Genomic DNA, 22,649 nt, shown 5'->3' on the forward strand with positions numbered 1-22,649 from the left:
GGCGGACATCCCTCTTTTTAAACATCCACGACCCGCTGGTAACAAATTCGGATAAAAATGTTGGCAGAGCTGCCAACCGTGGCATTTTCATATCAAAATAGAAGACCCCCTTGCCGCTGCGCGATACCACTGAGGAATGAAATATCGCTGCGGCCGCGTTATTATAGGGCAGAATTTATAGGCTTGGCACACTAAGAACCTATCCCAAAATAAGTTACCGGAAATGAACGGATCATACGCTTCTCCAAACGGTCTGAGCGCACGCGGAATGAAGCAAGGCTTCATAGTTCCGTGCCTTCTTTCAAGCGAACAACAGCCCGCATCCCTTTTTTCTGAGTGTCCAGTTTATAGGCACCCGTGTAGCGGGCTTTTTGGGCTTATCCCCTTGTGCAGGTGCGGAGTGGGCAAGCTGAGCGTCCGGCAGCTCCCTTCCCAACGCTGACTTCCACACTCCTTCGTATACTCTTTCTCGCTCGCTGTGTGAGATTATTCGCAAGATTACTGCAGCGCGCCCCAAAATAACGGCAGAAATGCCGCTGTTAAGGCGGGGATGGCCCGTATGCCCCGAATAACGGCAGAAATGCCGTTGTTGGGTCGGGGATGGCCCGTGTGTCCCGAAATAACGGCAGAAATGCCGTTGTTGGGTCGGGGATGGCCCGTGTGTCCCGAAATAACGGCAGAAATGCCGTTGTTGAGGCGAAGCTGGCCCGTATGCCCCGAAATAACGGCAGAAATGCCGTTGTTGGGTCGGGGATGGCCCGTATGCCCCGAAATAACGGCAGAAATGCCGTTATTGGAGCGAAACTGGCTACTCTTACTTTTTTCTTACCCATAGTTCTTACTTATTTATTTTGGGATAGTCTCTAAATGATCCTTCTATTTCTCGCTGAAACACTCCGTCCCTCATAAGGACGGTGCAGCCGTTTCTGCTTGAAAGATAAGAATTTATCCTGAATTTCGAAAGTAAGTATCCACAATTCGTCTAAAAAGCTCTACACGAAGGGATTTTTTGCTAAAAACAGCTTGCACCACCAAATGGGTGAAGGAAAAAGAAGGGTTATCCCTTGTCCGATCTGGATTGGTTCAATTCACTTTCGAAATTCAGGTTTATATGTTTTGGGGTCCCCGCAGAGTACCTGAGTCATCATCGAAGCCAAGGCCCCACTTTGCGGGGTTATTTTGACTGTACCGAATACAACCGGCCGTTCGGCGGCCAACGCATGATATCCAATCCCCGGCTATCCCTGGAATTTTGTCCCTTGTCTCCGGTTCCGGCTGTAGAACCCGTAGCTGCGCAGCCCGGAGAAGATGTTGAACGCCCCGACCAGCAGAAAAGCCGCCTCGACAATCACGCTGCCCGTGGAGCCGCGGAACATGAACATGCAGATCAAAGAGAGCGATACGAGCATGGCGCCGAGCAGGATGTTCATCACGGAACGCTTCAAGCCTTTTTCCAAAGGGTCCTGCGCTCTGCGGGAGGAGAAGCTGTAAACGGCGGCACCCATCATACAGGCCAGCATCAGGATGAAGAGCGCATATTTGATGAACAGAATCATGGACAGGCAGCTCCTTTGCGGCGGAATATAGAAAGTCCTGTTTTGCCAACTATTGTACCATGATTGTCCTCAAATGCGTCTATAGGGGCTGATTTCAACCCAGATTTGCAGCACGCCCTCCATGACGAGCATCGTGCGGATGCGGACAGCGTATTCCTTTTCGCGCACAATATAGATTTTGCCGTCCAGCAGCAGCCGGGCCAGCTTGCCGTCGGTATCGATATCGAACATGCTGCGCCCGCGCATCGGCTCCAGATCCGTGCTCATTTGGCTGATTATTTCCTTCACGGTAACCGGATCGAGAGCGGCAGCGCCCTCCCTGACCTTGCTCTCTTCCGTGCGCAGCTTGATTTCCCGGATTACGGTAGAGGTGTTGTTGTATTTCTTGAGCGTCTGGATATCCTTCCGGTACTGCTCATTCTGCACGCGCAGTTCCTGATTATTCAGCCAGAGCACGTTATAGCCCATATGAAAAATGGCATTGTACATAATGCTTCCCACAACCATTCCCAGCACGAAGACGGCGGAAATCTGTGAAAAGCGGCGGTATCGCCGAAACGGAGGAACCCTCATGGCGCGCTCACCCCTTGCCGCACACCCATTTGACCAGCTCGCTGCCCATATGAGCGCCCAGGAAGGCGAAGACTAAATAGAGAATTTGCTTGATCGCAGGGGAGAGATTGCCGCCCAGCATGTTGCTCTCGATGACCCGCATCGGATCGATGGTTCCGCCGACGGCGGCGGCCAGCGCCCAAATCTTGATCCGGTCGGCTACCTCCAGCATGGTCTGAGTCGGAGGCTGCAGCGAGACTACGGCCCCGATGCCGCCCAGCATGGCCCCTCCCAGCACAATCCCGCAGGCAATGAAGAAATCGAGGACGGCTTTGCTCAAAAAAACGTTCATAACAAGGCCCCTTTCCGAACAAGGCCGTTCTTGACTCAGCCTGTCCTTGTGCTCTTTCTTCATTCTATGGGCGGCTCCCCCACTAATATGATAAAATAGTTTCATCTTATATTTTGATTTTGGAACCTGGAGGGAAGTGGGGATATGAGCTCTTTCGTGCATTTGCATGTGCACAGCGAATACAGTTTACTGGACGGGGCGGCGCGCATTGCCGATCTTGTGCGCCGGGCCGGCGAATACGGCATGACATCGCTGGCGCTAACCGATCATGGAGTGATGTACGGGGCCATCCCCTTCTATAAAGCGTGCAGAGCAAGCGGCATTAAGCCGATTATCGGCTGTGAGGCCTATTTGACCGCAGGCTCGCGCCGTGAGCGGGGCAGCCGCAAGGACCAGCCGATCTACCACCTGATTCTGCTCGCCAAGAATGACACCGGATACAAAAACCTGATGCGGCTGATCTCCATCGGCCATCTGGAGGGCCAGCACTACAAGCCGCGGATTGATATGGAATCCCTTGCCGCCCATGCCGAGGGCATTATCTGCCTCAGCGCCTGTCTCGGCGGCGAGGTGCCGCAGCATTTGCTGCATGGACGCGAGGAAGAGGCGCGCAAGGCGGCGCTGCGGTACAAGGAGATTTTTGGCGAGGATTTCTATCTCGAGCTGCAGGACCACGGGATTCCGGAACAAAAGCGGGTAAACCCGCAGCTGATCGCCCTGGCCGCCGAATGCGGCATTCCGCTGGTGGCGACGAATGATGTGCACTATCTGGAGAAGGAGGATGCCGAGGTTCAGGACGTTCTGATCTGCATCGGCACCGGCAAAACGGTGGATGACGAAGAACGCCTGAAGATCGGTACGGACCAGCTGTTCCTCAAAAGCGGGGAGCAGATGGCCGCGCTGTTTCCGCATGTGCCGCAGGCGCTGGCGAACACGCTGGCGATTGCCGAGAAGTGCAATCTGGAGCTGACCTTCGGCGAGCATATTCTGCCGGCCTACTCTCCGCTCCCGGAGGGGATGGACGCGGCGGCATACCTCCGCGAGCTGTGCTGGAGCGGACTGGAAGACCGCTATGCGGATACGCCGCGCTGGTCTTCGCCCGAACAGAAGGAGGCCGCCGGGAAGCGGCTGGCTTATGAGCTGGGCGTCATTGAGAATATGGGGTTCAGCGATTATTTTCTGATCGTCTGGGATTTTATCGCCTTCTGCCACCGTCAGGGAATTGTTACCGGCCCGGGAAGGGGGTCCTCTGCAGGCAGCCTTACCGCCTATTGCCTGCGGATTACCGATGTGGACCCGCTGAAGTACAACCTGCTCTTTGAGCGTTTTCTCAATCCGGAGCGCATTACGATGCCGGATATCGATATCGACTTCAGCGATGAGCGGCGCGATGAGGTCATTGCCTACGTAGTGGACAAGTATGGCAAGGAGCATGTCGCGCAGATTATCACCTTTGGAACGATGGCGGCGAGAGCGGCGGTGCGGGATGTGGGCCGTGCGCTGAATCTGCCTTATAACGAGGTGGACAAGGCGGCCAAGCTGATTCCGGGACAGCTCGGCATCAGCATAACCCGAGCGCTGGAGGGGACTCCCGAGCTGAAGGCGCTGTACGAGGGCAATCCGAAGATCAAGGGCCTGCTGGACATGGCAATGAAGGTCGAGGGCATGCCGCGGCATGCTTCAACCCATGCGGCGGGCGTTGTGATCTCCAAGGGCGCGCTTACCGACAACGTGCCGCTGCAGGCGGGAAGCGAGAGTACAGCGCTGACCCAGTATTCCATGGAGCATCTGGAGAGTGTCGGCCTGCTGAAGATGGATTTTCTGGGGCTGCGCACGCTTTCCATTATTGAGCGCAGCATGAACTGGATCACGGAGATGACCGGCAGTGCGCCTGATTTCCGGACCATTCCCGATGATGATCCTTTGACCTATGAGATGCTGGGTGCAGGGGAGACAACCGGGGTATTCCAGATGGAGTCCGCAGGCGTGCGGCGTGTGCTTAAGGATATGAAGCCTACAGGCTTCGAGGACATTGTATCCGTGGTGGCGCTGTACCGTCCGGGTCCGATGGAATTTATTCCTAAATATATTGCAGGCAAGCATGGACAGATCGAAGTGGAGTATCCGCATGCCGATCTGAAGCAGATTCTGGACGACACCTACGGCATTATCGTCTATCAGGAGCAGATCATGCAGATTGCCTCGCTGATGGCAGGCTTCTCGCTCGGCGAGGCGGACCTGCTGCGCCGTGCGGTCTCCAAGAAGAAGCGGGAGACGCTCGACAAGGAGCGCGGCCATTTCGTGCAGGGCAGCCTCCAGCAGGGCTATACGGAGACGGATGCCAATGCCGTCTATGACATGATCGTGCGGTTTGCCAACTACGGCTTCCCGCGTGCCCATGCCGCGGCTTATGGCGTCCTGGCCTTCCAGACGGCCTATCTCAAGGCCCATTATCCGGTGCAGTTCATGGCAGCCATGCTGACAGCCGTGATGGGCACCCACCGCAAGGTGGCGGAGTATGTGCTGGAATGCCGCCGGAGCGGCATCGGCGTGCTGCCGCCGGATGTGAACGAGAGCGGCGTGCTGTTCACCCCCGTTCCGGGTGAAGGCTCCGGGCATATCCGCTTCGGGCTGGGTGCGGTCAAGAATGTCGGCACCCTGGCAGTGGAGAACATTATGGCGGTGCGCAAGGAGCGGCCGTTCGACAGCCTGCTCGACTTCTGCCGCCGTGTGGATCTGCGCATCTGCAACAAGCGCGTTGTGGAATCCCTGCTGCAGGCCGGGGCCTTTGACCGCCTGCCGGGCCACCGCGCACAGCTGCTCGCGATGCTGGACGAGACGGTGGAGGCCGCGCTGAAATGGCGCAAGGAGCGCGATGAGCTGCAGATCCAGCTCTTCGACGATCTGATCGAGACGCCGAACTGGGAAATCCGGTACCCGGATATCCCGGGCTTCACGGTCACCCAGCAGCTGGAGCTGGAGCGGGAGCTGCTGGGCCTGTACCTGTCCGGGCATCCGCTCGACGATGCCGCGGAGCTGCTGGAGGAGCCGGGGATGCAGCGGCTGATGGATCTGGACGAAGCGGCGGATGAGAGCCAGACCGTGACAGCGGGCATGGTCGTGTCCGTCAAGGAAATCACCACAAAGGCCGGCAAATCGATGGCCTTCGTGGAATGGGAAGACCAGATCGAGCGCTGCGAGGTCGTACTCTTCCCCGAGGTCTGGAAACGCAGCCGCGCCCTGATCGTGAAGGGCGCGCTGCTGGCCCTGCGCGCCAAGGTGCAGCAGGAGGACGAGGGCTTCAAGCTGCTGGCCGAAGAGGTCGCGCCGCTTGGCGCGGACACGCTCCGCGGCCTGCTGCAGCGCCGCAGCGCAGCCGCCGCCCGGGCCTCCGGCGCGGGCCGGGCGGCCACGGCCGGAGCGCCCGGAGGGGCTCCGGCCCCGCGGGCAGGCGCCGGAGGCACCGGCGCCTCCCGCAGCGGCACAGCCGGCGGAGCCGCGCCGGCTGCCGCCGGGCCGCGCGCTGCTTCGCACGCGGCCGTGTCTGCGCCGGAGGCGGCGCGGGCGGGCGCCCCGCCTCCGGCGCAGGGGCCCGGCGGCCGGAGCGGCCCGGCCGCCGGAGAAGCCGCTGCCCGGGATTCCGGGGCAGCGGGGAACGGACAGCGTGTCTTTATCAAGATCACGCCGTCCGCCGAGAATCCGGCGCTGCTGTCGCGCCTCCAGGCGCTGCTGCAGACCCACCCCGGCCCGGCTGCCACGCTGCTGTTCTATGAGAGCAGCCAGCAGCTGCTGGCGCTAAGCGACGGCTACCGGATCAAGCCCTCGGAGGAGCTGCTGACAGCCATCGAGGCCATGATGGGGACCGGAACAGTAAGAATAAAATAAGAACATTTCCGCCCTTTTCCGCATACATTTAGGAAACCACAGGGCAAGGCCCGTGCGGAAAGGGGAATGCCATCATGTCCTATCAAATGGCAGCAGAGCTGCTGGAGCACAGGGGAGTAACGCTGGAGTCCATCGCTGAGATCGTATATATTCTGCAATCGGCTTATTATCCGGGATTAACCGGGGAAGAGTGCCTGGCAAGCGTCAAGGCGGTGCTCGGCAAAAGAGAGGTCCAGTACACGCTGATGACCGGCATCGCGCTGGATGAGATGGCCGAGAAACGGCTGCTTCCCCAGCCGCTGCAGGCGGTGCTGGAAGCGGATGAATCGCTCTACGGCGCAGACGAGACGCTGGCGCTCGGCATCACGAACGTATACGGGATGATTGGTCTGACGGGATTTGGTTATCTTGACAAAATAAAGCTGGGAATTATCGGGAAATTGAACGATGATAAAGGAAGCATTCATGTATTCCTGGACGATCTCGTCGCCGGAATTGCGGCTGCGGCTTCGGCCAGAATCGCCCATCGGCATGAAGGCGCGAAGGTGTATCCCCACGTGACGGGAACGGAATAATTGCCCGGCTGAGAATCGCCGGATACGGCCCCCCGGTCTGAATTCCTTCACCCGGCTCCTGTTGCGGGAAAAAAGAAAACTGTGTTATCATGATTCCATTATACGGGATACGGCTGGGAATTTAGATTAGGGAGGCTTTGCAGGGCATGTGGACGGTAATTTATATAGCGCCTACCGCCAAAGTGGCGGATATGATTCAGAGCAAGCTTACGGAAGAAGGATTTCTGATAAAATGCCGTCCGATCAATATGTCCAAGCAGCAGTTTGAGATTCTGGTTCCTTCGGGTGAGCTTGAGGAAGTGCAGGAAGTCCTTAATCTGATTCTGCATCCCTGAATAAACTTTTTGAGTTCATTCGCAAATAAACGGCTGAAGAGGTGCGACCCTTGTTCAAAGATTTATTTCAGAAAAAACGGAAGTACGCGACCATTCCTTCAGAGCGTGTGGAGCGGATCGGCGGACCAGCGGAAGGCGAACGTCCCAAACGGGAGATTCCCGAGGGGCTGATGAGCAAATGCAGCAAATGCGGAACCATCCAGTACAGCAAGGAGCTGGAGAAGAACCTGAAGGTATGCCCCTCCTGCGGCTACCATATGCGCCTGAACGCTTCCGAACGGATCGCGATGACGCTGGACCCGGAAGGGTTTATCGAGTTTGACAGTGAAATGGCCTCTGTGGACCCGCTGCAATTTCCCGGCTATGCGTCCAAGCTGGAGCAGCAGCAGTCCAAAACGGGACAGGTTGAAGCCGTCATTACCGGCCAGGGCGCCATCGGCGGCCATCCGGTGATTGTGGCGGTTATGAATTTTGAGTTCTTTACCGGCAGCATGGGCTCGGTTGTAGGCGAGAAGATTACACGTGCGGTGGAAGAAGCGACCGAGAAGAGACTGCCGCTGCTGATCTTTTCCACTTCGGGCGGAGCCCGGATGCAGGAGAGTATTCTCAGTCTGATGCAGATGGCCAAGACCAGTGCCGCGCTTGCCAGATTCAGCGAGGCTCAGGGACTGTACATCTCTGTAATTACCGACCCGACCACGGGCGGTGTATCGGCGAGCTTTGCCAGTCTGGGCGATATCATTATCGCCGAGCCGGGAGCGGTGTTCGGCTTTGCCGGACGGATAGTCATCGAGCAGACGATCCGCCAGAAGCTTCCGGAGGATTTCCAGACCGCTGAATTCAACCTTCAGCATGGCCAGCTTGATTTGGTGGTGCACCGCAAGGAAATGCGCGCAACCCTTGCCAAGCTGCTGGATCTGCATGATGCGAAAGGGGGATTTTAGGTTGGCGGGAGAGTTGCCTTTTGAAATGCCTCTGTTAGAAATGCGCAAGAAAATTGCCGAGCTGAAGCAGTTCGGTGAAGAGAAGGGGATCGATTTCAGCGATGAAATCGCCCGGCTTGAAGAACGCTACCGGGTGCTTGAAGATGAAATTTATTCCAATATATCGCCATCGCAAAAGATGCATTTAGCCCGGCATCACGGCCGTCCGACCTCACTGGATCTGATAAACCTGATTTTTACGGACTTTATCGAGCTGCACGGCGACCGCCTGTTCGGAGACGATCTGGCCGTGGTTGGCGGAATTGCCAAGCTGAACGGGGTTCCCGTGACGGTAATCGGCCAGCAGCGCGGCAAGGATACGAAGGAGAATATTGCTCGTTTCTTCGGGAGTGCCCATCCGGAGGGCTTCCGCAAGGCGCTTCGCCTGATGAAGCAGGCGGAGAAGTTCGGCCGTCCGGTCATTACTTTTGTGGATACGAAGGGAGCCTATCCCGGCAATACGGCAGAGGAAAGAGGTCAGTCGGAGGCCATTGCCAGAAACCTGTATGAAATGTCGCAGCTTGCCGTACCCGTCCTTTGCGTGATTATTGGCGAAGGCGGCAGCGGCGGAGCTTTGGCTATGGCGGTAGGCAACCGGGTCCTGATGCTCGAGCATGCCATTTATTCGGTCATCTCCCCGAACGGTGCGGCGTCCATTCTGTGGAAGGATGCCTCCAAGGCGGAGAAGGCGGCGGAAGCGATGAAGATTACGGCCGCCGATCTGCTGGAGATGGAGGTCATTGAAGAGATCGTGCCGGAACCCAAAGGCGGAGCGCACCGTGATTATGAAGATACCTCGGCGGCGATCAAGGATGCTCTATGGCGTCATTTGCAGGAGCTGTCCGCGCTGGATTGTATTGAGCTTAGAGAGGACCGGTATCGCAAATTCCGCAAAATCGGCGTGTTTGCCGAAGCTGAAGCCGAGCTTATCAGTGCTGAGGCGGAAGTGCAGAGTGTGGACTGAACCTCAGGTTTCCATTTGCACTTTTAGACATAAATCCACATCAGGCAGCCCCCAATCCGGACGGGCAGCATTATACATTTATTACCATCGCAACAGCCCTGTGAGATTTCCGGGGTTGTTTTTATTTTGCCGGCCTTTCTTGAAAATCCGAAGTGAATTTGCTGCAAAAAAACGCCGCAACATTGATTTTGTGTCCAAGTTGCAGTAATATTCATAAGGGCGCTGTAAAAGGTACATGTGATAAAGTTCCTATGCAAATTGCATGCCTTATAGTAGATTTTGTAGTTGGAAAAAGTGAGACAGAGAGAACGAAAAAACGGAGGAAAACCTAATGCGGAAAAGTAAAATTGTATGTACGATCGGTCCTGCTAGCGAATCGTTGGAGAATATCAAAAAATTGATTTTGGCTGGTATGAATGTAGCCCGTCTGAACTTCTCCCACGGCGATTTTGAAGAGCACGGCAACCGGATCAAAACGATTCGCCAGGCTTCCAAAGAGCTTGGCAAAACCGTTGCTATCCTGCTCGACACCAAAGGACCGGAGATTCGCACAGGCAAGCTGGAAGTAGAACCGATTGAACTGGTTCAGGACGAGTATCTGACATTGACTACGGAAGAGATCCTTGGCGACCAAAACCGTATCTCCATCACCTACACCGACCTCCCTAACGATGTTCAAGTAGGATCTACGATCCTAATCGACGACGGTCTAATCGGACTTACCGTTGTTGACATTCAAGGCACTGAAATCAAGACCCGCATTGTTAACGGCGGTACGATCAAGAGCAAAAAAGGCGTTAACGTACCGGGAGTTGCCATCTCCCTGCCGGGCATTACGGAAAAAGATACCAATGATATCATTTTCGGGATCGAACAGGACATTGATTTTATCGCCGCGTCCTTCGTTCGCAAAGCCAGCGACGTTCAGGAAATCCGCGCATTGCTTGAGAAGCACAAGGCTTCCCACATCCAAATTATCTCCAAAATCGAGAATCAGCAGGGTGTTGACAACCTTGATGAAATTCTGGCAGCATCCGACGGCCTCATGGTTGCCCGCGGCGACCTTGGCGTGGAAATTCCGGCTGAAGATGTGCCTTTGGCCCAAAAGCTGATGATCGAAAAATGCAACATCGCCGGCAAACCGGTAATCACAGCTACCCAAATGCTGGATTCCATGCAGCGCAACCCGCGTCCTACCCGCGCTGAAGCGAGTGACGTAGCGAACGCCATTTTCGACGGAACCGATGCAATCATGCTGTCCGGTGAAACGGCTGCCGGGAAATATCCGGTAGAATCCGTACTGACCATGTCCCGCATTGCCGAGAAGGCTGAATCTGCGCTGAAACACCGTGAAATCTTCATGAAGCAGCAGATTGCCCAAGAAACGACTGTTACTGAGGCTATTAGCCAATCCGTAGCGATTTCCGCTCTGGACCTGAACGCTAAAGCTATCATTTCTTCGACTGTAACGGGCCACACTGCCCGCGTGGTTTCCAAATACCGTCCTAAATCACAAATCATTGCTGTAACGACTCAAGAAAGAACCATGCGCCAATTGGCTCTTGTATGGGGCGTAACACCAGTGTTCGGAAACGAAGCCACTTCGACAGACGAATTGCTGGAAACTGCACTTCAAGGCGGCAAAGCTTCCGGTCTGGTCAAAGCCGGCGATCTGGTTGTCATTACAGCCGGTATTCCGCTTGGACGTTCCGGCTCGACCAACCTGGTAAAAGTAGACACGATCCCTGCCGACTAGTCTCTGGGGAAGCGTTCTTTGTTATGTATGACTGAATTCCAAAAAAGCAATGGTGCAAGACGCCATTGCTTTTTTGGAATTATAATCATTTTTATGCTCCACACTATAAATGATCCTTCTGTTTCCCGCTGAAACGGATACCGTCCTTATCAGGACGGCGCAGCCGTTTCCACTTGAAAGATCAGAATTTATAGGTTTTCGGGAAGCTTATCCGTTATTTCACGGCTGCGCTGTATATGAAAGAATGGATCGGGATTTCGGCCAGGCAAACTGCGCGATTGGGTTGTCCGCAGCGGGCAGGTAGAGGGAAGCAGAGGCAGAAGTACCTTAGATTTCGCCCGAAGCCGGCTGGACGGTGGAATCAGCGCGAAATGATTCTTCTCCTCCCCACTGAAATGGCAGCCTTCTTAATTATAGGACGCCGATAGGCGTCTTTCTTGCAGCTAATCTTAAGTTAACGGGATTTGCCGATCATTTTGTCAGCCCCATATCCATCTGCTATGGCTAGCGTCAGTTTTTGTGCCGATGGTGCTGCGGGCTGTTTTTAATTTCGGAATTGAGATATATTGAATGGAAGCGTTTTGGGAAAGGTACCATTAAGCCCGGACAAAAATAGGGTTTCTGGAGTGGGCCAGAGGTTTCCCTTTGCGATAGACCCGTTTCACAATAAACGCATCGCCGCCCGCATTAGGGCAGGTTGGCACTGCTGCCGTGATGTTATTCTGGACCATGACTCCACCGTCGGCGGGCGTTAGCATCGGACTTTTGCCGTTAACCCGGCAGCAGAAAAATTTGGTGGGAGTTACCTTGGCCAGCTTTCCAATGCTGGCACCTACCTGGGGCGCTTCCATGATCCATTCGGCCGAGGTTTGCGGTCCGGTGTAGCGCTGGATGGTGCGGAAGGTCCATTGCTTGCTGAGATTGCAGAGGGTAATGCGCCACTTGGTTCCGTCAAGCTTTACAATGGAAGCCCGCATGCGGTCTCCTGGTGAGACGGGCAGCGGAATTACCGTTTCTGCCGCCGGGAGGATTTCCCACCAGGCATAGTAGCGGACAACTCCGTTAATGGATTCATGGCCGGTCCCGGTCTGTATCAGGCTGCTGTTCTTGAAGCCGTCGATTCCAATCCAGGCTGAGGAATAGGTGGGGCTGGAAGTGGGTTTCACAAAAGGAACGATCCACTCGCCGGAGATCCGCCGGAAGGCTCCTTTTTTGCCGGAGATCGCGTATCCGCTCCAGTTGTCCGAGGTCCAGCCATAACCGGTGCTTTGAGTTTTGCTCTTATGGGCTTTGCCGGTAACACACGGCCGGGTGCGTTTTGAAAGATCAGCTTTGCTCACATTTCCACCGCCTTCTATCAATTTGGGAATTAGGGTCTACTGCTCTATTTAATGCGGCAGAGGGCTTTGAAGTATGGGTATTCCGTTAAAAAGGAATAGAGAGGACTTATTGCACAAATGGAAAAACTTCTGAAGCTGCGCGGATTTTATCTCTTCCTGGGACTTGCCGGCGGCTCCTTTGGCTCGTATCTTACACTGCTGCTGAAGCATAATGGGCTGGACAGCAGCCGGATCGGAATGCTTATGGCGACAGGGACACTGATTGCCATCTGCATTCAGCCCCTGTGGGGCGTGATCTCCGACCGTTACAACCAGACACGCCTGGTGCTGATTCTTAGTGTGGCTGTACCGGCGGTGCTGGCGTTTTTTTACCGGTCGGATTATTTCATTGTTTTGCTGCTGGTATATACAGTATCGACTATCTTCTCCTCTACACAGGCCCCTATAGCCGATTCTTACGCGATTGTAGCGGCCAACAAGGCAGGTTCCACTTACGGGAGCATCCGGATGATGCTGAGCATAGGAGCCGCCGTAGGGGCCTATGCGGGGTCGCAGTATGTATCGCATTTTTCCGTATCCACGATCTGGCTGCCGTTTCTGCTCCTGAACAGTGTGGCCGTCATCTTTGCGCTTACCCTGCCCAAGCAGGCGGAAGAGAACCGCATGATGAGCCAGTCATTTTCAAAAGGCATCAAAACGCTGCTTGGCAACAAGGTCTTCCTGGCTTTTCTGGGCGGGAGTTTTCTGGTGAACCAGACGATGACGGCCTTCGGCACCTATTTTGTGCTGGCCTTTCAATCTGTCGGAGGCTCGACCAGCCATGCCGGGATTGCGCTGTTCATCGCATCGTTCACGAACTTCCCCTCCATGCTGTATGCCTCGAAGGTCATCCGGAAGCTGGGCAGGGAGCGCACGCTGCTGCTGGGTGCCGTAATCTATGTGCTGCGGTGGGGGATTCAATTTGCTTTTCCGAACCCTGCGGTGATGATAGGCGTGCAGGTGCTGCACGGCCTGTCCTTCGGACTCTTCTATATCGCTGCAGTTGAATATGTGTCGCACATTACGCTGCCGGAGATGCAGGCCACCGGCCAAAGCGTGTTCAATATCGTATTTGCCGGTTTTGCGGGGATTGTGGGCAATCTTCTGAACGGAATTTTGCTGGGCGAGGGAGGTGTGTGGCTGATGAATCTGTCCTGCATGCTCAGCTCTGCCGTGGGGGCGCTCCTCATCTTCTACGTCGTCCGAAGCACACGCAGCCGTATTCCGCTGCCGGTGGCGTCCGGGGGAGCAAGCGTCTAGAACCGGACTGCCGTCAGGGCGGCGAAGCCGTTTCTGCCGAGAAAGGAGCATTGTATTTATGGATTCACGCAATCCTGTATTGTCCAGCCGCTGGTATGGCACTGCGTTTCGTGTACGCTACCAGGAGACCGACCAGATGGGTGTTGTTTACCATGCCAATTATTTGAGCTGGTTTGAGAGCGGGCGCACGGAGATGTTCCGTGAGCTTGGCTTTGCGTACCGTTCGCTGGAAAAAATGGGGGTTCTATTGCCGGTCACGGCCGCAGATTTGCAATTTAAAAGTCCGGCACGATATGATGATCTTGTCGCCGTGTATGCGCGGCTGACCACTTTTTCGGCCTTGAGGGTTGTATATGAATATGAGATCCGCCGGCTGGCGGAGCCGGGAACGGGTGAAGCGCGAGCTTCCGCGCCTGGGGTGTTATCCGGACCTGCTGACCATGGGCAGCTGCCCGGGGAACTGCTGGTTGCCGGCTCAACAAGCCATGTATGGCTGAATATGGACTGGAAGCCTGTAAGGCTGGACCGGATGCTGCCGGAATTGTTTTACGCCATAACCTTGGCGCTGAAGGAAGAAGGAGGAGCAGTATGATCAGGAACAAATGGCTGTGGGCTGCATTATTTGTTATCCCGGCCGTGGAATTATTCGGGTTTATTTATGTGGCAGGTTTTCTCGGAGCGCCGAAGACGCTGCTGCTCATGCTGGCCAGCTCCGTGATCGGCTTTTTAATGATGAGGTTCGAAGGGAAGAAAGTGCTGCTGGACAGCAGAATCCAGATGCAGGAAGGGCGGGTGCCGGGCCGGACGATGCTGGACGGCTTGTGCATCTTTTTTGGCGGCCTGCTGCTGATCCTGCCCGGCTTTGTGACAGATATCGCCGGTTTTTCGCTGGTATTTCCGCTGACCCGGCCGCTGTACCGGGTTTTTCTGCTGAAATGGATTGAGAAAAAGATGAAGAACGGCACCTTCACCTTTTACAGGAGATGAGCGGGCAAGGGAAAATGCCGCCGCGTTTGAAGCGCATTTCCGGAATGAACCCGGCAGCCTGGCTTCCCCCTCGGCGGTGGCGCATATCCTGAACCAAAAGTAGTACCAGCCCGGCCGTAAGGGCGAGTATCCCCGGGATTTTCTATCCGGGTTTCGGGGGTACCTGCAAGTGGATGGGTACGCGGGCTACCACAAGATAAAGAACGCCACGCTGGTAGGCTGCTGGGCGCATGCGCGAAGAGGGTTCACGGATGCGTTAAAGGCCCTGCCCGAAGGGATTGCCGAAGAGCAAGCTGGGCCAAGCCATGGAGTATGGCCTGAACCAATGGGAGAAGCTGACGGTGTTTGTGAAGGATGGACGGCTGGAGTTGGACAACAACCGAAGCGAACGGGCGATCAAACCGTTTGTGATCGGGCGGAAGAACTGGCTGTTTGCCAACACCCCCAAGGGAGCGAAGGCCAGCGCTGTTACGTACAGCCTGATCGAAACGGCGAAAGAAAACGGGCTGAAGCCGTACGAATAGCTGCGCTATGTGCTGGAGCAATTACCCCAGTTGCCTGACCCCAAGGATACGACGGTATTGGATGGGCTGTTGCCCTGGTCCAAGACTCTACCGGGGACATTCGAATACCGCCATCCAATTGAATGAAGCATCCCGCTTGCCCCGATTCACCACCGAATGGGGGCTATTTCGGCATTCCCTCGTCGTGATGCCATCCTCTCATAGATCGGACGGCTATGCTGGGTGGTCTGTATTCTGATTATTTGGCCGGAAGTGTTTGGGGGATATGATTTCTGACTGCGTGTAATGGATAGAAGTGGTGGATATGACATCGATAGGGAATTTGAACAAACGGTAGCAGTTATTGAAAACAACAGAGAGAGCATTCAAAAAATATTTGATAAAACGAAAAGCCTCTGGGAATTAGACTAAATCATCAAATCCACTACCGCTTGGCGGTGAGGTTACTTGCGTGAAAGAAGCCTTGTGCGAAGCGAAAATCTATTCAGATTCTGTCCACTGCAATTACCCTGTTCTTGATTCTTGGTGGTTCGGCTGCTGTGTACGCGGGAAGTATTAAAGCGCCTGTGACTATACCAGAACTGAGCGATGGCAATCCGGGAATTGTATTATTGAGTGAAATAAAAAAAAGGGCAACGTTGAACTGGCTGTAGAAAAAGCAACGAGTAGAGCATACTTAGGTTCCTATGAGGAAATTAAGCCGGGCGAAGGCAAAGGTTTGGGGGCTATGCCTTGAAGAAGGGAGATTTACTTGCCCCGACCGTTTCGTCTGCTGGTGGTCAATTGAAAGTTTACTTAGTAGTGATCTATATAGACATGATGGGCTGGAGGATCGACGATCTGGAGATTGTGGGGTAAACGAAGGATATGCTTACTGCTTTGTCGGGGAGGACAAGCATCTGCCCTTTGAAATATTGGAGGACGAGAGCGAGATCCATTTCTACATTCACATGTACGTGACAGCTATCCCCAAATTCGTATTCTGGATGGGGAAGGGAAATTTATCGGGTTTGTATTAAAATTAGCGCCCCCGTCTATCGGGGGCGCTGACATTTTACTATTCGACCCGATTTTCACGTATTTGGAAAGGGGTGGAGCGTATAGATCAGAGTTGAGCTGGGAGGGGAAATATTTGGGCAATTCCGCTATTACGGTTTATGTAAGTGAAATTGGCGTTGGACCGACATTGTAAATATGGACAGGAACAACCGCCTGATTGGTGGTTTGAAATTCCAAAAAAGAAACTTATTTGAGAATTTTATGCAACTTTTTCACAACGAGCTTAGTCTAAAATGAATAAGGAGTATTTCTTATAACGAAGGCTCTTTTAATTGGTCATAGTAATCCAAGAAATGTAGGAGGGAAATATTAATGAAATATAAAGGAAAAATATTAGCGATGGGCCTATTGACGGGGATATTGTTGGTTGGTTGTAGTCAGAAAGAAAATTTATCTTCTACTAATCCAGTCCAAACCGATGTGCCATCTGCTACAGAGCCAATTCAAACCGAAAGTGCTGCAAACGAATTAGATCCAGAAAAGCAAGAAGGAGAGCCATTGAGCTATACTAACGAACAAAAAAACGAAATCCTTGAAGCCGCTAAGAAAGCGGGATTAGAGAAAGTGTACGTACCTACAATTGGTTTAGGAGTTGATGATTACCTAGACCGTGTTGAAGTGGGGGGAAATGAAGTTAGAATTGTGTTTATTCGAGGTTCAATTACGGAGTCCTCCAAAGAGCTTAAACCGTTAAACGAAGTCGAATCGACAAGAGAAGTTCAACTTGCTGATAACTTAACGGGAGAGTGGATCAAGGAAAAGGGAGGCGCGGAGTTTTTGTATTTTGAAATTGAGGGAACTTACTTCAGCATGAAATCAGCCAAAGACTTTTATCCTGCTGCATATGAAAAGGCAGCTGGTTCAGTTAAAGTTTTGAATTAGTTTGCGGACTATCTCTTCTAAACAGGGAGATAGTTTTTTTATTATTTTATATTGCGTTACGTTACGTTATATAGTATTATAAAAGTGAGCAAAAAGCCTATGACCTATTGGAAACGTGAGGGGTACACGTCCAGCAGGTTATACCCTATTCGTTTGATGCTACAATATTAATTTGGAGGTAATGCGATATGGCAGCAGGGGTTGATACGTTACAACCAGTCAATTCTACCGTAGCATCTTGTTTGGTTAATAATGGTCAGACTTTTGTTGGACGATATTATCGTCCTTCAGCTTCTAGCTATTACAATTTACGTTTGCAAAGTACGGAAGCACAAACAATTTCAAATGCTGGACTTTTTATTGTATCTATTTATCAATTTGGATCTACGAGCGCTTCGTACTTTACAAGTAGTCAAGCACATACAGACGGATCAACTGCCGTTAGTCAAGCTGTAGCTGCAGGACAACCATCTGGCTCGGCCATTTATTTTACTGTCGACTATCAGGCGAGTGGAAGCGATCTAACCAACTACATTATTCCTTATTTGAACATTGTAAAATCCTATCTTGATAACTATGGCTATCAGTTGGGCATATACGGTGGATATACAACAACTACAACAGTCGGAGCAGCTATTCCTGGTATTTACCGATGGCAGACTGTAGCCTGGAGTAACGGACAAGCTGATCCAAATCGACGGCTGTATCAGTACGTAATAGATACACCGATTTGTGGTCTAACCTTCGACAAAAATGAGAGTAATGGGAATGCTGGTGGATGGCGGCGATAACCCGGATTGAATCCATGTGTTACTACTTGAGAACAAGATTCTTCTTTAAGAATCTTGTTCTCTTTATTTTTTCTGGTATCAAGAAAGGTAATTAAAATAACATCTTTTTTATGTTTATATGACACCTTTTTTATGTTATAATAAAGATAGCCTGAAGGAGGAGAGATATGGCCGATAAAGATAAATCGCGGCTCCCCGTTTATTTTCCGCCAAAGATGAAAGAAGAATTAAGAGAAATGTCAGAGCAGACGGGGCTGTCCCAAACCCAATTAGTTGTGATGGCCACACACAGTTTAATTGAGAATTATAAATTGCATGGAGGCGGTATTTTCATACAACTCATCAAAAAAAACAAAGAATAATCTTTCATGATGTTGTGTAGCGTAACAAAACGATTTATAATAAAAATTTGAAAGGAGATGATTGTTGCGATGAAATACCCGATTACACTATTTGGATATTCGGTAGATGGTGAGTTTATATTTGATGATGAGCAATTTCAACTTGTTATTGACAAAGAAGACCAAGCGTCGTTAAAGTACTACCTCATTCGTGCACTTCCCCGCTATAATATCCAGCCTTCTGCCGAAGCCTCTCTAGAGGATTTAATTAAGCAGGCGATTGCTGTAGAGCAGAGCATGAAAGGCTTTATCAGCGAACCACGGCTTAAACTACCCTATGAGTTCCAGCCTGAAATCAAAGAAAAACTGATCGAAGCCGCTGAAATTCAAGGGATATCAGCGACTAAGCTGTTAATTCGATTGATTGAAAAGAAGTATCAAAGTGTTGTTGAACAAGGGAGGTAAGGTCAATGGCCTACGGAAATAAGGTGAAATTCCACTATGATGTTCCCGCCTATGTGAAAAAGCAGTTAGCCGAAGCAGCAAAGAAGCTCGGCATGACGGCGACAGAATTATTATCCAAGACCATTGAGGAAGAATACAATCGGGTTAAAAGCGAGAGTTCCAAGAAAGATTAAATTTCAGTCGCCAAGTGATAAAGTGATTCAAGATGAGGCAAGGAAATGGTTTCATAGGTGTAATTGTCACTTGATACAGAGATCGTATCGGTGGAAAAACAATGACAAACCGTGAAGTTTTCTTGCCTATTGTGCTCGATCAACTCAAGCTTATATATGTAGTTAAGCTTGGTTATACGTACGTCAAATGTAGAGTCTAAACCGGATTCAAGCACTGCCAACACAACTTGTCTCAAATTCAGTGGCAGGTCTGCCTTCAACAAGCTGATGCATCGCGTCGAAGACAGCACTTTGTAGGTCTCTTCCAAAACCCGCACCCCCTTTGCAATTTGGAAACTCTATCTCAATTATACCAAACATTTGTTCCCATGTTAACCTTCAGAATAATATCTTTTTTGTACAAGCTGGCAGTACCTACTATACGAATTTTAGATACAAAAGTTACGCTTAAGTGTAGAATTTTGGGAAATATACGAACTGTTGTCGGGAATTTACATGAATTGTGAACGATCATGTAGCATTCTTAAAGTCCTGTTTGCTTTGCAATTCGTTTTCAATATTTTTACTTCTTTCCGTTATTCGTTCCTGATCTAAGGCTTTGACAATCATAGTGATGGTCTTATTGAGTTGTATTAAGCGTTTATCCAAGGAATCGAGGCGTTTATTAAAACCACTCAAAATCGTACGCAATAAAATTAAAGTAATGAGAATAGGGAAACCGACATTGCCAATCATTTCGATATAAGCTGTAGGATCAAGAATATCCACGAGGATATCCCCCTTTCTGTATAAAATACATATTATTTTAGACTTACTTTTCTTAATTGAGCTGAGATGGTATATAACGCCGCCTCAGCTCTACAGAAAATTGATTTACATTAATCCTCCTGGCAGCCGCATGTCATTGTAAGAGGCTGGAATCCGGTAATGGGATCGGTCTTGTATTGCTTGATGTACATGTTTCGAAGCTCGGCAAGCTGCTTTGATAGTTCAAGTCCCGATGCAAAAAGAAGTTCTCTCTCCTGTTCGTCAATTTCGTCACAAATACAGTTCGCATAGGCTACAACTGCGAGGTGGACTGCTTGAATGCTTTTTAATAATTGATGGCGACAAATCATTTGTAAGTCCCTCCTTAATAATGGAAAAAGTGTTAATCACAGAATATCATATTGCGTTACGTTACGCAATATAATATTCTGTGATTAGAGGTTATCGTGAACAATACAGGTGAGGGGTTCATTTGTGTTGTTACAACCCTAATAACTCTCTTAAATTAAAATATAGGGAAAGGTTGATGACCAATATGGCTTTTAAAGTAGAAGTATGTCCTGCTTGTAATGCTGAAGGATATGATTTGCATGACATTCGTAATAGCGCAGTTAGGAAATGGCTTTACTATGCTAATGTGTATGGAAATGCGTATAGTATGAATCCAGGTTTGTTGCTGGCAGTAGTAAGTATCGAATCCGGAGGGATCGTATCAGCCGGGCCGTACTATGGCTTAACTCAAATTGGTACTGACATGCTTAGCACATACAATAGAGCGAAAAATACCAATTATACCACCGCTGATTTACGTGGTAATGGTAGTCAGATTACTACCGAGAATGCAGCTGGGGGCTTAGCCATTAAAATCTTTGCAGAATTTATTTCAAGACTTATTCGCACCTTGGATGGAAGTCTCGATACGTACTCCAACGAAAATCTGATCAAACATTCTACTACGAATTGGAACGGAAGCATTTGTGATGGAACACTTATGAACTTCATTCCTTTTACAGCCGAAAATGGGGGAACTACAACAACACGGAGTACAAGAATGGCTCATAGTTGCTATGGACAAAACGTTTACAATTTGATGAACTATGCCAGCGCATGGTGTGGAACATCGCCATGGTATAGCAACCAATTGTCAGATGTAACTTTCACAACTGTCTACCGAAAAGCTGTAGGTAGGAATGTTTAAGCAGTAAATGCTTTTAATAGAGAGGGGATCTCCCCTCTCTGTTTTTGTTTTTTTGGAATTTAGTGTAAAATTAAATGTGGTCCATTTGAATTATCTATAATTACAAGATTGCGGGTGGTTGATATTAATTTTTTGCGTTTATCTTCTATCGCTTGCTGTATAGTGATTTTTTTATCAGCATGTAGTTCACAGCTTAAGGAGAATAATAACACTAAATTGGGTGATGTTGCATATAATGAGTGGGTGCAGGAGGTTGAGAATGTATTTGAAGATAAAAAATACCTACTTCCAGAATATGATTCTAATGTTGGACCGATTGAAATGGTATATGAAATGTCTCCTGCAAGTTATTCACTAGCTCTATACCGATCAGACAAATATTCTATTCAAGAAAAGCTTTCTGGACTTCATAATATACATGATCTCTATTACTCCTATTCATATGCTAAAGGGAAAAAAAATTTGGAGGACCGTGAAATTTTATCTCGCTTTGGTTTTGAGGACAAAATAAATAGAAAAAAAATTGCTGAAAATCAATTTGTATTGAATAGTAGGCTCTTGGAGTATCGAAATACTGAAAATGATTTAAGGATATATGAACTTAAAGATTCTCAAGATTCCAAAGAAAGAGCGGATGTAGTCATGACTTTTTTAGAGAATAAAGGTGTAAAATCAGGCCGAGTTTTAATATTTGATTTAGTAGAGCATACAAACTTAGAATTTTCTTTGGAGATTAATAATAACCTTCACGTAATAACATTTACAATTCAAGATATTCAAGAACTAAAAAATTATTTAGCGAACTTGAGTAAACTTTAAAGAAAAGAGAAAATGGGTGGATTGGGAATTGACTGTTAAAATAAAAAAGAGACCGATATGCTGATAAACTTTTTCAACACTTCGCTCAAAGAAATTTTTGACAACGTGCTATGGTTAAAACACTAACGAGGGGCAGATTTTTTCGCTTCCCTCGTTTTTTCATGCTGGGTATATTGTTTCAAAAAGCATGCTTTATGATACTGCACATTTTCTCCTTTATTTACGTTTCAAAAAACCTTGAAATAAGTTTTGAGACGTTTCACAAAAATGATAGGGTTTTTGAGACGGTTTGAGGGGGATTTGAGATATGAAGACGGCCGATGACGGGATTTCAGATAAAAATCAACATGTAGAGCGGCAAATGAAAATGGCTTACGGCCGAGTTTCAGCCAAGGATCAAAATCCGGAACGGCAGCCCGTTAAATTTCGCGAGCTGGGTATCGAGGAACGTTTTATGTTTGATTCGCGGAAATTTAAAAGCATGGGCGACTTTGGGAAGGTCATGGAAGATCAATTTTTAAGCCTGTTGGCGTACGTTGCCGAACAGGAACGGAAAAAGAACCGGCAGCGGCAGGCAGAGGGGATTGAATTGGCACAAGCGGAAGGCATTACCTTCGGCCGGCCGCGGCGACAAATGGACGAAGCCTTTTTTAAGTCCTATATGGAGTGGAGAGCTGGTCATATAACGGCTACGGCTGCAATGCAACAATGTGGGATGAGCAAGCCCACATTTACCGCCGTGTAAAAGAATATGAGGCAAGCCAGGAATAGTTATGATCTTCAACAGGGGCCGGTGGACCGAAGCCGGTTTATCCATTCATACATTAGGTTAGAGGGGAGGCCGTTACACGAAAGTATAAGGAGATGGAAGGGATCGGGCAGCTCACCATGGATTTAGTGCTACATATTCTTAGCTGGTAGGCTGCTGGGCGCATGCGCGAAGAGGGTTCACGGATGCGTTAAAGGCCCTGCCCGAAGGGATTGCCGAAGAGCAAGCTGGGCCAAGCCATGGAGTATGGCCTGAACCAATGGGAGAAGCTGACGG

At 50.4% G+C, this 22,649-nt stretch carries 25 protein-coding genes and 1 pseudogene; 19 read left to right on the top strand and 7 right to left on the bottom strand.

Annotated elements, in window-relative coordinates; translation table 11 throughout:
* The first annotated feature begins 609 nt into the window (after nt 1-609).
* Nucleotides 610-867, top strand: coding sequence for a hypothetical protein (locus tag HYD27_RS22925; protein ID WP_219218965.1), 258 nt, complete (start codon nt 610-612; stop codon nt 865-867).
* A gap of 371 nt (nt 868-1,238) precedes the next feature.
* On the opposite strand, the gene HYD27_RS22930 is transcribed toward HYD27_RS22925, so the two are convergent.
* The 3 genes from HYD27_RS22930 to HYD27_RS22940 form a co-directional block, all read right to left on the bottom strand.
* On the bottom strand, nt 1,239-1,556 hold the full coding sequence (locus HYD27_RS22930) for a YtpI family protein (protein WP_219218967.1): 318 nt from the start codon (nt 1,554-1,556) through the stop codon (nt 1,239-1,241).
* Nucleotides 1,557-1,625: 69 nt separating this feature from the next.
* The gene (locus tag HYD27_RS22935; RefSeq protein ID WP_219218969.1) at nt 1,626-2,129 is read right to left on the bottom strand and encodes a sporulation membrane protein YtrI; all 504 of its coding nucleotides are present in this window, start codon (nt 2,127-2,129) and stop codon (nt 1,626-1,628) included.
* Nucleotides 2,130-2,136: 7 nt separating this feature from the next.
* Nucleotides 2,137-2,460, bottom strand: a complete 324-nt coding sequence (locus HYD27_RS22940; RefSeq protein ID WP_219218971.1) for a YtrH family sporulation protein — start codon at nt 2,458-2,460, stop codon at nt 2,137-2,139.
* 144 nt (nt 2,461-2,604) lie between these two features.
* Here HYD27_RS22940 and HYD27_RS22945 point away from each other — a divergent pair, with 144 nt between their 5' ends.
* From HYD27_RS22945 to pyk, 6 genes are all read left to right on the top strand, one after another.
* Nucleotides 2,605-6,345 carry a DNA polymerase III subunit alpha gene (locus HYD27_RS22945; protein WP_219218972.1) on the top strand — a complete coding sequence of 1,247 codons (3,741 nt, stop codon included), beginning with the start codon at nt 2,605-2,607 and terminating at the stop codon, nt 6,343-6,345.
* A 74-nt stretch (nt 6,346-6,419) separates the two neighbouring features.
* Nucleotides 6,420-6,920, top strand: a complete 501-nt coding sequence (locus tag HYD27_RS22950; protein ID WP_219218974.1) for a phosphatidylglycerophosphatase A family protein — start codon at nt 6,420-6,422, stop codon at nt 6,918-6,920.
* 146 nt (nt 6,921-7,066) lie between these two features.
* Nucleotides 7,067-7,255 carry a glutamate decarboxylase gene (locus HYD27_RS22955; protein WP_219218976.1) on the top strand — a complete coding sequence of 63 codons (189 nt, stop codon included), beginning with the start codon at nt 7,067-7,069 and terminating at the stop codon, nt 7,253-7,255.
* A 50-nt stretch (nt 7,256-7,305) separates the two neighbouring features.
* Nucleotides 7,306-8,199, top strand: coding sequence for an acetyl-CoA carboxylase, carboxyltransferase subunit beta (accD, locus tag HYD27_RS22960; RefSeq protein ID WP_219218978.1), 894 nt, complete (start codon nt 7,306-7,308; stop codon nt 8,197-8,199).
* Between the two features lies 1 nt (nt 8,200).
* Nucleotides 8,201-9,202 (top strand): acetyl-CoA carboxylase carboxyltransferase subunit alpha, encoded by a 1,002-nt coding sequence (locus HYD27_RS22965; RefSeq protein WP_219218980.1) that lies wholly within the window; start codon nt 8,201-8,203, stop codon nt 9,200-9,202.
* Nucleotides 9,203-9,533: 331 nt separating this feature from the next.
* Complete coding sequence (pyk, locus tag HYD27_RS22970; protein WP_219218982.1) at nt 9,534-10,958, top strand: pyruvate kinase; 1,425 nt, start codon at nt 9,534-9,536, stop codon at nt 10,956-10,958.
* 596 nt (nt 10,959-11,554) lie between these two features.
* Here pyk and HYD27_RS22975 read toward each other — a convergent pair.
* Nucleotides 11,555-12,298: a G1 family glutamic endopeptidase gene (locus HYD27_RS22975; protein ID WP_219218984.1), complete on the bottom strand. Its 744-nt coding sequence runs from the start codon at nt 12,296-12,298 to the stop codon at nt 11,555-11,557.
* A 117-nt stretch (nt 12,299-12,415) separates the two neighbouring features.
* Here HYD27_RS22975 and HYD27_RS22980 point away from each other — a divergent pair, with 117 nt between their 5' ends.
* The 9 genes and pseudogenes from HYD27_RS22980 (at nt 12,416) to HYD27_RS23020 (ending at nt 18,819) form a co-directional block, all read left to right on the top strand.
* Nucleotides 12,416-13,597 (top strand): MFS transporter, encoded by a 1,182-nt coding sequence (locus tag HYD27_RS22980; protein WP_219218986.1) that lies wholly within the window; start codon nt 12,416-12,418, stop codon nt 13,595-13,597.
* Between the two features lie 58 nt (nt 13,598-13,655).
* Nucleotides 13,656-14,189 (top strand): acyl-CoA thioesterase, encoded by a 534-nt coding sequence (locus HYD27_RS22985; RefSeq protein ID WP_219218988.1) that lies wholly within the window; start codon nt 13,656-13,658, stop codon nt 14,187-14,189.
* Entirely contained in the window at nt 14,186-14,584 is a 399-nt protein-coding gene (locus tag HYD27_RS22990) for an FxsA family protein (RefSeq protein WP_219218989.1), read from the top strand. The genes HYD27_RS22985 and HYD27_RS22990 overlap by 4 nt, the downstream gene beginning before the upstream one ends.
* A 103-nt stretch (nt 14,585-14,687) precedes the next feature.
* Nucleotides 14,688-15,234, top strand: a pseudogene (locus tag HYD27_RS22995) (IS66 family transposase); the annotation flags it as partial.
* 1,245 nt (nt 15,235-16,479) lie between these two features.
* Complete coding sequence (locus HYD27_RS23000; RefSeq protein WP_219218991.1) at nt 16,480-17,049, top strand: hypothetical protein; 570 nt, start codon at nt 16,480-16,482, stop codon at nt 17,047-17,049.
* A gap of 188 nt (nt 17,050-17,237) precedes the next feature.
* Nucleotides 17,238-17,840 carry a DUF1906 domain-containing protein gene (locus tag HYD27_RS23005; protein ID WP_219218993.1) on the top strand — a complete coding sequence of 201 codons (603 nt, stop codon included), beginning with the start codon at nt 17,238-17,240 and terminating at the stop codon, nt 17,838-17,840.
* Between the two features lie 167 nt (nt 17,841-18,007).
* On the top strand, nt 18,008-18,202 hold the full coding sequence (locus HYD27_RS23010; protein WP_219218995.1) for a hypothetical protein: 195 nt from the start codon (nt 18,008-18,010) through the stop codon (nt 18,200-18,202).
* A 69-nt stretch (nt 18,203-18,271) separates the two neighbouring features.
* Complete coding sequence (locus HYD27_RS23015) at nt 18,272-18,646, top strand: hypothetical protein (protein ID WP_219218996.1); 375 nt, start codon at nt 18,272-18,274, stop codon at nt 18,644-18,646.
* Nucleotides 18,647-18,651: 5 nt separating this feature from the next.
* Entirely contained in the window at nt 18,652-18,819 is a 168-nt protein-coding gene (locus HYD27_RS23020; RefSeq protein ID WP_219218997.1) for a hypothetical protein, read from the top strand.
* On the opposite strand, the gene HYD27_RS23025 is transcribed toward HYD27_RS23020, so the two are convergent.
* The 3 genes from HYD27_RS23025 to HYD27_RS23035 all read right to left on the bottom strand — a co-directional run bounded on the left by HYD27_RS23025 (nt 18,816) and on the right by HYD27_RS23035 (nt 19,937).
* A complete protein-coding gene (locus HYD27_RS23025) occupies nt 18,816-19,127 on the bottom strand; it encodes a hypothetical protein (protein ID WP_219218998.1) in 312 nt (103 codons plus the stop codon). The two genes, HYD27_RS23020 and HYD27_RS23025, sit on opposite strands and share 4 nt — an antisense overlap.
* A 202-nt stretch (nt 19,128-19,329) precedes the next feature.
* Entirely contained in the window at nt 19,330-19,587 is a 258-nt protein-coding gene (locus HYD27_RS23030) for a hypothetical protein (RefSeq protein WP_219218999.1), read from the bottom strand.
* A gap of 110 nt (nt 19,588-19,697) precedes the next feature.
* On the bottom strand, nt 19,698-19,937 hold the full coding sequence (locus HYD27_RS23035; protein WP_219219000.1) for a hypothetical protein: 240 nt from the start codon (nt 19,935-19,937) through the stop codon (nt 19,698-19,700).
* Between the two features lie 185 nt (nt 19,938-20,122).
* Here HYD27_RS23035 and HYD27_RS23040 point away from each other — a divergent pair, with 185 nt between their 5' ends.
* The 3 genes from HYD27_RS23040 (at nt 20,123) to HYD27_RS23050 (ending at nt 22,349) form a co-directional block, all read left to right on the top strand.
* Nucleotides 20,123-20,785 (top strand): hypothetical protein, encoded by a 663-nt coding sequence (locus HYD27_RS23040; protein ID WP_219219001.1) that lies wholly within the window; start codon nt 20,123-20,125, stop codon nt 20,783-20,785.
* A gap of 216 nt (nt 20,786-21,001) precedes the next feature.
* Entirely contained in the window at nt 21,002-21,604 is a 603-nt protein-coding gene (locus HYD27_RS23045; RefSeq protein WP_219219002.1) for a hypothetical protein, read from the top strand.
* 307 nt (nt 21,605-21,911) lie between these two features.
* Nucleotides 21,912-22,349, top strand: a complete 438-nt coding sequence (locus tag HYD27_RS23050) for a recombinase family protein (protein ID WP_219219003.1) — start codon at nt 21,912-21,914, stop codon at nt 22,347-22,349.
* Nucleotides 22,350-22,649: the final 300 nt, after the last annotated feature.

The sequence above is a fragment of the Paenibacillus sp. S150 genome, from assembly GCF_019352175.1.
Taxonomy (GTDB): Bacteria; Bacillota; Bacilli; order Paenibacillales; family Paenibacillaceae; genus Paenibacillus_AQ.